Here is a 10,609-nt window from a genome sequence, read left to right as displayed (position 1 = left end):
TAGACCTACACTTCTAGCTTCGTCGGCAGCGTCAGATGTGTATAAGAGTCAGACCCGCAAGCGAGGGAACGCAGCCATGAATCAACAGTTCGCCAACCGGCTGAACGCCTTCGCGGTGTCCGCCTACAAGGCCATGGGCTCCGTGCTCCTGGCGCTGATCCTCGTGGGGTTGTTGTCCTTTCTTTCGGTGCAGGGCTTCTTCCTGTCCAGCAAGAGCTGGGTGACGCCCACCATCCTGTCGCCCACCGACCCCAACGTCCTGCAACTCAACGCGCAGGCGGCGCAGCAGGAGTCGGAGCGCGATGCCCTCCTGGCCCGGCGGCGTGAGACGGCGGACCGGCTCCAGGAAGCCGAGCGCACCCTGGCCGCGGAGCGCTCCTTCCAGCAGCGCTTCATCGTGGCCCTCAAGGGGGAGAAGACCTCCCGCGACCGGCTGGCCCGGAGGCTGTCCTCGCTGCGCCAGGAATACCTGCGCGCGGGCGGGGAGATCGCCGAATCCAACCGCGCGTTCAGCGGACTGGCGCGCACGCGCACGAGCGCGCTCTACGGCGCGAAGTTGATGGAGCGCGAGGCCGTGCTCACCATGAACCACCACCTGGCGCAGATGGCGCAGAGCAACCTGTCGCTCGCGCAGGAGACGGTGGATCTGGACATGCGGCTGGACAGCCTCAAGCGCGAAAGCGAGGGCCTCACCGCCGCGCAGAACGGCCTGGGCAACGACAACTCGCCCGAAGGCCTGACGGCGGACACGCTCCGGCTGGAGCGCGAATACACGGAGTCCGTGCTGTCGCAGGCCCGGGCGGAGGCCCAGCGCGCGAGCCTGGAGGCGGACGTGCGCGCGCTGGACGACAGCATCGAGCGCTTCAACCAGTTGGTGGAGGTGGTGCACGGCTCGCCGTACCTGAAGGCGGTGGAGCAGAACCTCACCGTGGCCTTCGTGCCGTACGAGAACCTGCCCAACGCACGCGAGGGCACCCCGCTCTACACGTGCGCGCTGAAGGTGTTGTGGTGCCGTGAGGTGGGCGTGGTGGGGGCCGTGCTGGAAGGCGAGGTCTCCCAGCAGCACCCCATCCGCCAGTATCACCAGCGGGGTGTGATGGTGGAACTCCATCTTCGGGATGCCCCGAGCGCGCGCGAGGCCCTGCTGCACCTGGGACGCCCGCCGCTGATGTTGTGATTTCCCCCGGGAGTCTGGAAATGGAGCGGCGGATGCGCACAAGCCTCGCATGTGGGGCCTTGATGGGGATGTGGCTGGGCACGGCCCTGGCGGAGGACGACGTGGAGTCGGTGCGGGCCCGGAGCAACCCCGCGCAAGGCTACTGTGAGCGGGTGCGCGGCACCTCCCGCGCGGAGGCCGCACTGGAGTGGGCGCCAGAGGTCTTCGCCAGCGTCGGCGCGGTGAACGCGGGGGTCGCGATCGGGGGCAACGACGATACGCCCCTGGGGTCGCCCAAGATGCGGGTGACCGCGGGCCTGGGCTACGACTTCGTGGGCATCTACCGGGGCCGCACGCTGCGCTCGCGCGCGGAGGCCGAGTGCCGCCGCTATCAGGCGCTCGCGGCGCTCCAGGGTGCCCTGGCGCGAGGTTCGCGGCTGGGTGAGACGGAGGCGCTCCAGGCCCGTGCGCGCGCGCTGGCCGAAGCCCTGCCCCAGGCGGAGACGCTGGTGTCCTCGCTGCGCGAGGAGCTGCGCGACGGCAGCGCCACGCTGGAGGAGCTCAACGCGGTGCAGGTGCGACTGGATCAACTGCGCTCGCTGGCCCGCGACACCGAACAGGCCCGGGCCCGGCTCGGGCTCGAGCCCGCGGTGGCGGAAGGCCAGGACCTGGGCGCGCTGCTCACGGCCTTCGAATCCGCGGACGATCAGGTGGAGGCCCTGGCCGGCGGATTGCGCAGAGCGCGGGCGTGGCGAGTGAGCCTGCGCGGCGGCTACGACGAGGTCTTCGACGAGATCCTCGACGTGGATCAGGACACGCCGCTCTTCGGCCAGCTCACGGTGGGCTACAACATCGGCCACCTGTGGCAGGGCAAGGCCAACGCCCAGGCCCGCGAGGGCCGGCGCCAGGAGACGCGCGACGCGGTGGACAGCGCGCCCCGGCAGGTGCGCCAGTTGCTGGGCGAGCTGCGCCTCACGGAACAGGGCGAACAACAGCGGCTGCGCGAGGTCTCCACGCTGGTGTCGGACCTGGAGGGGCAGTTGCGCGAGGTGGAGCAACTGGAGACGCGGCAGGTGCGCCGCTTCCGGGACTACCTGCTGCTGGAGCTGGCGCGCCTCAAGGCGGAGCAGGCGTACCTGGGGGCGCATCTGAAGACGCTGCAATCACTGCTCGGCGGGGTGAAGTCATGAAAGAGGAGCGCCGTCGGTGGATGATCGCACTGGGGTCGTCGGCGGTGTTGATCCTCTGGGCGGGAGTCCTGCTCCTGAGTCAGGGCGCCGGTAACGGCTCCCGCGACAGCGTGATGGAACCCACCGTCGTGTCCGCGCCCCCGACGGCCCTGCCTCCACCCACGGAGGGCCTGGAGCCCATTCCCCTGGAACGACTCCAGATCACCCAGGGCAAGGTGCTGGAGGTGCAGCAGGCCGCCCTGGGTGGGACGCGCTTCGGCATCGAGGTCCCGCGCCAGCGCGCTGTTTCTCCGGAGACCACGGGCGACGACGTGGGGCTGCGCTTCACCTGGCTGGGCATCACCGACCCGGTGATTCCGCTGGCCTCCGGCGTGGAGCGCCAGCAGGTGGGCCTCAAGCTGCGCGCGCTGGACGGCTGCAATGTCATCTACGCCATGTGGCGCATCGCGCCGTCGGCGGGCATCGTCGTCAACTTCAAGCGCAACCCGGATGAACACGAGAGCGGCGAGTGCGGCAATGGCGGCTACATCACCGTCCGGCCGCGCTTCATGGAGCCCCTGGACCGGCTGGCGCAGGGCGAGCCGCACGTCATGCGGGCCCGCATCGACGCGGATGTGTTGACGGTGTACGTGGACGGCAAGCGCGTCTGGGAAGGCGTGCTGCCCGCCGATGCGCTCACGCTGGAGGGGCCCGCGGGCATGCGCACGGACAACGCGCGCGTGCGGTTTGAATTGCTCGTGCCCCGGGAGGCCGGGACCGCCTCGCGGCGCTGAAGCCCCCTGGCTCCGACAACGCCCGGAGGGGGGCGATTGGCCGTCCGCCCCCTTGCATGAAGCATCCGGGCATGGGTTGCTTGAGCCCTGATGCAAGACCGCGAACCGCTGGCCTCGCCGCCCCGTCCCCCGCATGGCCTGGAGGCGCTGGAAGACGCCCTCCGGCGCGACCTGGACATCCTCTCCTACCCCGCCCGTAGCTGGGTGCCCCCGCGCTCCACGCCGGACGGCCGCCGCATCCTGGACGTGCTCATCGTGGGCGGTGGCCAGAGCGGGCTGGGCGCCGCGTTCGGGCTGATGCGCGAGCGGGTGACCAACGTCCTGGTGCTGGACGACGGCAAGGATGGCTTCCACGGCCCTTGGAAGACCTTCGCGCGGATGATCACCCTGCGTACGCCCAAGTACCTGACGGGCCCCGACTTCAACATCCCCAACCTCTCCTTCCGTGCCTGGTACGAGGCGCAGCATGGCGAAGAGGGCTTCCGTCAGGTGGCCCTCATCCCGAAGGAGCTGTGGGCGGACTACCTGCTCTGGTACCGCCGCGTCCTGGCCATTCCCATCCGCTGCGGCACCCGGGCCGGCGCCCTGCACTGGCGCGCGGACCTGGACTGCTTCGAAGTGCCCATCACCCACGCGGGTGAAACGCAGACCCTGCTCGCGCGCAAGGTGGTGCTGGCCACCGGCATCGACGGCTCCGGCCGCTGGGAGGCCCCTCCCGAAGTGCAGCCCCTGCCCCGCTCGCTGTGGGCCCACACGCACGACCCCATCGACTTCGAGGCGCTGCGCGGCAAGCGCGTGGGCGTGCTCGGCGCCGGGGCCTCCGCGTTCGACAACGCCTCCGTGGCGCTGGAGACGGGCGCGGGCCGGGTGGACCTGTTCTACCGGCGCAAGAAGCTGCCCAACGTCAATCCCTACCGCTGGGCGGAGTTCGTGGGCTTCCTGCGCCACCACGCCGACCTGCCCGACAAGGACCGCTGGCGCTTCATCCGGCAGATCATCGAGATGGGGCAGCTTCCCCCCAAGGACACCTTCGAGCGCGCACGCCGCTCCTCCGCCTTCCACCTGCACGCGGAGAGCCCCTGGGTGGAGGTGAAGCAGCAGGACGGTCAGGCCGTCGTGCGCACCCCGCACGGCACGCACACGTTCGACTTCCTCATCATCGCGTCGGGCTTCACCACCGACCTGTCCATGCGGCCGGAGCTGGCGGAGCTGCACCCGCACATCGCCCTGTGGAAGAACCGCTTCACGCCGCCGGAGAACGAGCGGCACGCGGACCTGCTGCGCCACCCGTACCTGGGCCCTTCCTTCGAGTTCCAGGAGAAGGAGCCCGGCACCGCGCCGTGGATCCACGGCGTGTTCAACTACACGTTCGGCTGCCTGCTCTCGCTGGGCTTTGGCGGCGCGAGCATCTCCGGCATGAAGTACAGCCTGCCCCGGCTGGTGGGTGGCATCACCCGCCAGCTCTACACCGACGACAGCGAGCAGCACTTCCGGGCGCTCGCCGACTACGCCATGACGGAGTTCGAGCCGTGAGCACCTCCCTGACCGTGTTTCGCAGCGAGCGCGTGGTGACGCCCGAAGGCATCCGCGCCGCCTCGGTGGTGGTGCGCGACGGGCGCATCGAAGGCATCGACGCCACGGTGGACGTGCCGCGCGGCGCCCAGGTGGTGGACGTGGGCAGCGACGCGCTCTTGCCCGGCATCGTGGACAGCCACGCGCACATCAACGAGCCCGGCCGCACCGACTGGGAAGGCTTCGCCACGGCGACCGCGGCGGCGGCGGCGGGCGGCATCACCACCGTGGTGGACATGCCGCTCAACTCCATCCCCGCCACCACGTCCCTGGCCGCGCTGCGCACCAAGGCCGACGCCGCGTCGGGCCAGTGCGCCATCGACTACGGCCTGTGGGGCGGCGTCATCCCCGGCAACGCGGGCGAGCTCCAGGCGATGGTCGAAGCGGGCGCCCCCGGCTTCAAGGCGTTCCTGGTGCACTCGGGCGTGGACGAGTTCCCCGCCGCCACGCGCGACGTGCTGGATGTCGCCATGCCCATCCTGGCGAAGGCCGGCGTGCCCCTGCTGGTGCACGCGGAGCTGACGGACCACGAGCCGCCCTTCGCGGGGGACGTGCGCGCCTACGCCAGCTATCTGGCCTCGCGTCCGGCCGCCTGGGAGGTGGACGCCATCCGGATGATGATCGACCTGTGCCGCAAGCACCGGGCGCCGGTGCACATCGTCCACCTGTCGGCGGCGGACGCGCTGGACGACATCGCGAAGGCGAAGGCGGAAGGCCTGCCCTTCACGGTGGAGACGTGCCCGCACTACCTGACCTTCAGCGCGGAGGAGATCGAAGCCGGCGCCACGCACTTCAAGTGCGCCCCGCCCATCCGCGAGGCGGAGAACCGCGAGCGGCTGTGGCGCGCGGTGGCAAGCGGCCTCATCGACCTGGTGGTCTCCGACCACTCGCCCTGCACGCCCGCGCTCAAGAAGCTGGAGGCCGGGGACTTCTCCGGCGCCTGGGGCGGCATCGCCGGGTTGCAGTTGAGCGTGTCGGCGGTGTGGACGGGCATGCGCGCCCACGGCCTGGGGCTGGACGTGCTGGTGGAGCGGATGGCTCGACGCACCGCGAAACTGGCGGGATTGTCGGAACGCAAAGGAGCCATCCAGCCAGGGCGGGACGCGGACTTCGTCGTCTTCGCCCCGGAGACGCGCTTCAAGGTGGCCCCGGAGGACATCCGCCACCGCCACCGGCTGACGCCCTACGCGGGACGCGAGCTGGAAGGCCGGGTGTTGAGGACATACCTGCGCGGCCAGCGTATCTTCGACGCCACCGAGGGACTGACGGGCCCGCGCATCGGCCAGTGGCTGCCGCGCGGCTGAGCCGTCCCGTCCAGGAGAGGAACACCGATGCAAGCCGAAGCACCCGGGGCGATGCACGTCGCATTCGCCGACCTGATTGACCTGGCCGCCGCGAAGGTGGGCGGCAAGGCCCTGCTGGCCAACGACGAGTTCTTCGCGCCCAAGGAAGCGATGCTGGAGCCCGGGCGCGGCGTCTTCATCGCGGACAAGTACACCGAGCGCGGCAAGTGGATGGACGGCTGGGAGACGCGCCGCAAGCGCGTGCCCGGCTACGACTGGTGCATCGTGAAGCTGGGCCTGCCCGGCGCCATCCACGGCATCGACGTGGACACCAACCACTTCATCGGCAACTTCCCCGAGTACGCCTCCCTGGAAGCGTGCGAGGTGGAAGGAGAGCCGTCCGCGGAGTCGCTGGCCCAGGACGTGTCGCGCTGGACGGAGCTGGTGCCCCGCTCGCGCCTGCGCGGCGGCTCTCGCAACCTGTTCGCGGTGGCCAACGAGCGGCGATTCACGCACGTGCGCCTCAACATCTTCCCGGATGGCGGCGTCGCGCGCCTGCGCGTACATGGCATGGTGCTGCCGGACTGGCACGCGCTGAAGAAGGCGGGCCTCGTGGACCTGGCGGCGGCGGCGAACGGCGGCTCCGTCGTCACGTGCAACGACCAGTTCTTCGGCACGAAGGACAACCTCATCTTCCCGGGCCGCGCGGCCAACATGGGCGAGGGTTGGGAGACGCGCCGCAAGCGCGTGCCGGGCTTCGACTGGATCGTCGTGAAGCTGGCCACGCCCGGCACCCTGCGCCGCGCGGAGGTGGACACCCACTTCTTCAAGGGCAACTTCCCGGACCGCTGCTCGCTGGAGGGCATCCACCTGGAGGAGCCGCTCCTGGACTTCGCCAATGCCACGCACCTCAAGTGGAAGGAGTTGCTGCCGCAGTCCAAGCTCCAGGCGGACCACTGCCACGTGTTCGAGAAGGAGTTGAAGGACGTGGGCCCCATCACCCACGTGCGCCTCAACATCTTCCCGGACGGCGGCGTCAGCCGGCTGCGCCTCTTCGGGGAGCCGGCGTGACCACCGGGCTGGAGCGCCTGAACACCGCGACGACGGAGGATGCCACCCAGGCGCTCACCCGCTGCTGCGGCAGCCGGCGCTGGGTGGAGGCGATGCTCGCCGTCCGCCCGTTCCGCGACGCGGAGCACCTGTACGCGGAGGCCACCACCGCCTGGGAGCACACCGGGCCGGAGGACTGGAAGGAGGCCTTCACGCACCACCCGCGCATCGGGGACGTGTCCAAGCTGCGGGAGAAGTACGCCTCCACCGCGCAGTGGTCGTCGCAGGAACAGCAGGGCGTGGCCGCCGCGGACGAGCGCGTGCTGGAGGCCCTGGCCCAGGGCAACCGCGACTACGAGGCCCGCTACGGCTTCATCTTCCTGGTGTGCGCCACCGGAAAGAGCGCGGCGGAAATGCTCGCGCTGCTCCAGGGACGCATGAACAACACCTCTGACGCGGAGCTCCGGATCGCCGCGGCGGAGCACGCGAAGATCACCCGCATCCGACTGGAGAAGCTCCTCGCGTCATGAGCACGCTCAGCACGCATGTCCTCGACACGAGCACCGGCCGTCCCGCCGAAGGGCTCACCCTCGTCCTGGAAGCAAAGGCCGCGGGTGAATCCTTCCTGGAGCTGTCCCGGGGCGTCACCAACGCGGATGGCCGGGTGAAGGACCTGTTGGGCACGGCCTCCAAGCTCGCGCCCGGCGTCTACCGCCTCACCTTCGACACCGGGGCCTGGTTCCAGTCCCGGGGCCAGAAGGGCTTCTACCCGTACGTGCAGGTGGTGTTCGAAATCGCCGCCACCGACGAGCACTACCACGTCCCGCTGCTCCTCAGTCCCTACGGCTTCTCCACGTACCGGGGGAGCTGAGGAGCGACGGGCCAGGACTCACGCGCGCGGCGGTTCGACGGGGGCCTTGTCGACGGGAGGCATGTCGGCCGGGACCTTGTCGCCGCCGCGGTCCTTGCGCCCGTGCTCCGGCTTGTCCAGGAGCGGCTCCGCGCAGAGCGAAGCGTTGTTCGTCTTGCAGGCGCCTTCGTTGTGCAGGTCGAACAGCCAGCGGTGGCGCGGGCACACCACGTAGCGGCCCTCCTCCACCCAGCCTTCGGACAGGTCCGCGCCCTGGTGCGGGCAGAAGCGCTGGATGGAGAAGCGCTTGCCCCCCGCCTCCACCACGGTGCGCTCCTTGCGGGCCTCCGTGGCGCGGATGCCGTCGCAGAACTCGCGGATGTCCTCCACCTCCACGCCCAGGAAGCCGTGCAGCACGGGTTCGTACACGTCCGGGTTGCGGCTCAGGCGCAGGCGGAAGGACAAGAGGAAGTCCTCCCAGTTCAGCTTGCGATCCAACACGCGCACGATGTCGCCCGCGCCCACCTTCATCGCGTAGCGCGTGGTGTCGCGCAGCTCCGGCACCTCCTCCACCCGCCGGTGCTTGAAGTCCACGCGCAAGAGCCGCGTGGGCGCCTCCGTCAGCTCCACGTAGAGGGGCATGCCCACCCGGTCATGCAGGTCCAACAGGTCCAGCTTGCGCTGCAGCTCCACGTGCAGGCGGGAGAGGATGGCCTCCACCTCCTCGCGCGGCAGGGCGCGGCGGCGCTCCTCGAAGAGGTGCGCCATGTCCTTCGCGTACGTCTCCAGGTACGCCTGGAAGTTGTCCGCCGTCACGCGCTCCGGCACCTGGGAGACGAACTCCAGCGTGCCCGCATCCAACACATCCCCGGGCATGGGCTCCAGGTAGCGCGTGGGCGCGTCCGGCAGGCGCTTTTCCAGGAAGGAGAAGAGGGCCGGAGCGCGCGGGAAGATGTTCACGTCCTCGAAGTTCAGCGCGTAGAGCGCGGGGTCCAGGAAGGCCGCCGGGCCCGCCGCGGCCAGGTAGGCCCGGGGCTGCACCGCGTCCAGCGCGCGCGACACCGCCTCGAACTTGCTGTCGCGCTTCTTGCGCGAAATCTCCGCGTACGTCTCGCGCGGATACTCGTAACAGGTGGGGTGCCAGATGGCGCCGGAGAACTGCGCGGTGAAGACGTCGATGGCGCCCTCCTCCGCGATGACCCGCGCCAGCCGGTCATGCATCTTGCAGTCGTTGATGTTGAGGAAGCACTGGCCGTCACCGCGCACCATCACGCCGGAGTCGCGGTTCGTCCCCTGCTCGGAGACGAAGAGCTTGATGTAGCCGCCCTTGATGGGGACCTCGCGCGAGTCCTCGCACGCGATGACGCGCTTGCAGCCGTACTTCGCGAAGAGCTCCTGCAGCTCCGCGCGCTTGAACTTCGGCACCAGCACGGTGAAGTCGCGCCGGGCCAGCGTGGCCAGGAACTCCGGGTCGAAGTGATCCTTGTGCTCGTGGCTGATGTAGAGGAAGCGCTCCTTGCCCGGCGTCTCCAGCATCTCCCGCACGCGCGGTGCCAGGTGGTGGTTGCGCGGAAGCTGCATCCACGCCGAGTCGAAGGCCCCCTGAGGCGTCAACCAGGGATCCATGACGACGAGCGCTCCGGCGGTCTCCACCGCGAAGCCCGCATGACCCAGGAAGGTGATCCGCATGAATGACATCCCCTTGGTTGTGTGGGAGGCGATCCATCGCCTCAGGCGGCAGGTGCCTTGGTGTCTGAGAGGCTGTGAACCCACCCCGTCCCCGACCACGGGCTTCAAGGTGCGACACGGGTGTCGAGCGGCCCACAAGGGCATCGCGCCGCCCACAAGAAAGGGAGGGAGGCCGTGTCGTGGGCCCCCCTCCCCTGGTGACTACCGGACGCCGTGCCGCACCCGGGCTACGGCTGGATTTCCCGGACGCTCATCCACTTGAAGTCCACGTCGTTGGCGTTGTCCCACCGGAACGTCGCGATGGGGCCACCCCAGGTGATGGGCATCGCCCCCACGGAGCCGCCGCAGTGCTGCGCATCACCGCCCCAGGCCCCCGCGTCCGTCATGTCGTAGACCTTCTTCCAGGTGACCTTGTCGGCGTTCTCGTTGACGTAGAGCTCCAGCTTCACGGCCTCCGCGCCCTTCGGGTCCGGCACGTTGCGCATCACCGCCTTGAAGCCCACCCAGCGGCCCTTCAGCGGCGTGGTGGCGGGCTTGTACTGCCCCTGGTCGTAGGACACGTGCCACGTCTCCTTCTCGAAGCGCACGCGCCCGTCGTAGTGCAGGCCGCCCTTGTAGCTGCTGCCTTCGCAGCCATCATGGTCGTCGTTGTGCTTCCCGCCGCGCGCGTACCAGGCGAAGTTGTCCTGGGCGTTGGAGGCCGCGTTGACCTTCACGAAGCCGGTCATCTCGATGTTCTTCCAGTCGTTCGCCGCCTGCATGTAGCCCCGGCTCGCGAGCACGTCCCGGTCATAGGTGGCGATCTGCTTCGGGTCGTAGCCCGTGGACGGGTACGCGCTCATGCGCACCTGGGAGCTCTTCATCTTCCAGGAGCCATCCGCGTTGCGGGTGATGGTGCCCTGGGGGTTGAAGCGCGCGTCCGCCGTCGCGTCCTCCGCGAGCGCCCACGCCTCTCCACCCGCCTTCGACGGGTACATCATCGTCACGCCAAAGCCATCCACACCGCCAGGCGTGGGGGTGGGTTCGGGGGCCGTGGGCTCTGGCGG

10 protein-coding genes are annotated in these 10,609 nt (G+C 69.7%); 8 read left to right on the top strand and 2 right to left on the bottom strand.

The features are described 5' to 3' along the window. The first annotated feature begins 76 nt into the window (after positions 1-76). The 8 genes from D7V88_RS33645 to uraH all read left to right on the top strand — a co-directional run bounded on the left by D7V88_RS33645 (position 77) and on the right by uraH (position 7,895). The gene (locus D7V88_RS33645) at positions 77-1,177 is read left to right on the top strand and encodes a hypothetical protein (protein ID WP_120544712.1); all 1,101 of its coding nucleotides are present in this window, start codon (positions 77-79) and stop codon (positions 1,175-1,177) included. A 32-nt stretch (positions 1,178-1,209) separates the two neighbouring features. Next, positions 1,210-2,346: a hypothetical protein gene (locus D7V88_RS33640; protein ID WP_120544711.1), complete on the top strand. Its 1,137-nt coding sequence runs from the start codon at positions 1,210-1,212 to the stop codon at positions 2,344-2,346. Positions 2,347-2,366: 20 nt separating this feature from the next. Beyond that, the gene (locus D7V88_RS33635; RefSeq protein ID WP_120544710.1) at positions 2,367-3,119 is read left to right on the top strand and encodes a hypothetical protein; all 753 of its coding nucleotides are present in this window, start codon (positions 2,367-2,369) and stop codon (positions 3,117-3,119) included. Between the two features lie 90 nt (positions 3,120-3,209). Next, entirely contained in the window at positions 3,210-4,652 is a 1,443-nt protein-coding gene (locus D7V88_RS33630) for an NAD(P)-binding domain-containing protein (protein ID WP_120544709.1), read from the top strand. Then, positions 4,649-5,995, top strand: coding sequence for an allantoinase AllB (gene allB, locus D7V88_RS33625; protein WP_120544708.1), 1,347 nt, complete (start codon positions 4,649-4,651; stop codon positions 5,993-5,995). The genes D7V88_RS33630 and allB overlap by 4 nt, the downstream gene beginning before the upstream one ends. A gap of 27 nt (positions 5,996-6,022) precedes the next feature. Further along, entirely contained in the window at positions 6,023-7,045 is a 1,023-nt protein-coding gene (gene alc, locus D7V88_RS33620) for an allantoicase (RefSeq protein WP_120544707.1), read from the top strand. After that, positions 7,042-7,554, top strand: coding sequence for a 2-oxo-4-hydroxy-4-carboxy-5-ureidoimidazoline decarboxylase (gene uraD / locus D7V88_RS33615; protein ID WP_120544706.1), 513 nt, complete (start codon positions 7,042-7,044; stop codon positions 7,552-7,554). The genes alc and uraD overlap by 4 nt, the downstream gene beginning before the upstream one ends. Then, positions 7,551-7,895, top strand: a complete 345-nt coding sequence (gene uraH / locus D7V88_RS33610) for a hydroxyisourate hydrolase (protein WP_120544705.1) — start codon at positions 7,551-7,553, stop codon at positions 7,893-7,895. The genes uraD and uraH overlap by 4 nt, the downstream gene beginning before the upstream one ends. An 18-nt stretch (positions 7,896-7,913) precedes the next feature. Here the strand turns inward: uraH and D7V88_RS33605 are convergent, their stop codons facing one another. Then, positions 7,914-9,563 (bottom strand): Rieske 2Fe-2S domain-containing protein, encoded by a 1,650-nt coding sequence (locus D7V88_RS33605; protein ID WP_120544713.1) that lies wholly within the window; start codon positions 9,561-9,563, stop codon positions 7,914-7,916. Between the two features lie 227 nt (positions 9,564-9,790). After that, a partial coding sequence (locus D7V88_RS33600; RefSeq protein WP_120544704.1) for a carbohydrate-binding protein occupies positions 9,791-10,609 on the bottom strand: 819 nt, incomplete at its 5' end.

Origin of the sequence: Corallococcus terminator (assembly GCF_003611635.1) — a bacterium.
GTDB lineage: Bacteria > Myxococcota > Myxococcia > Myxococcales > Myxococcaceae > Corallococcus > Corallococcus terminator.
The sequence above is the reverse complement of the archived record's forward strand: the minus strand, read 5'-3'. Positions and strand labels throughout refer to the sequence as shown.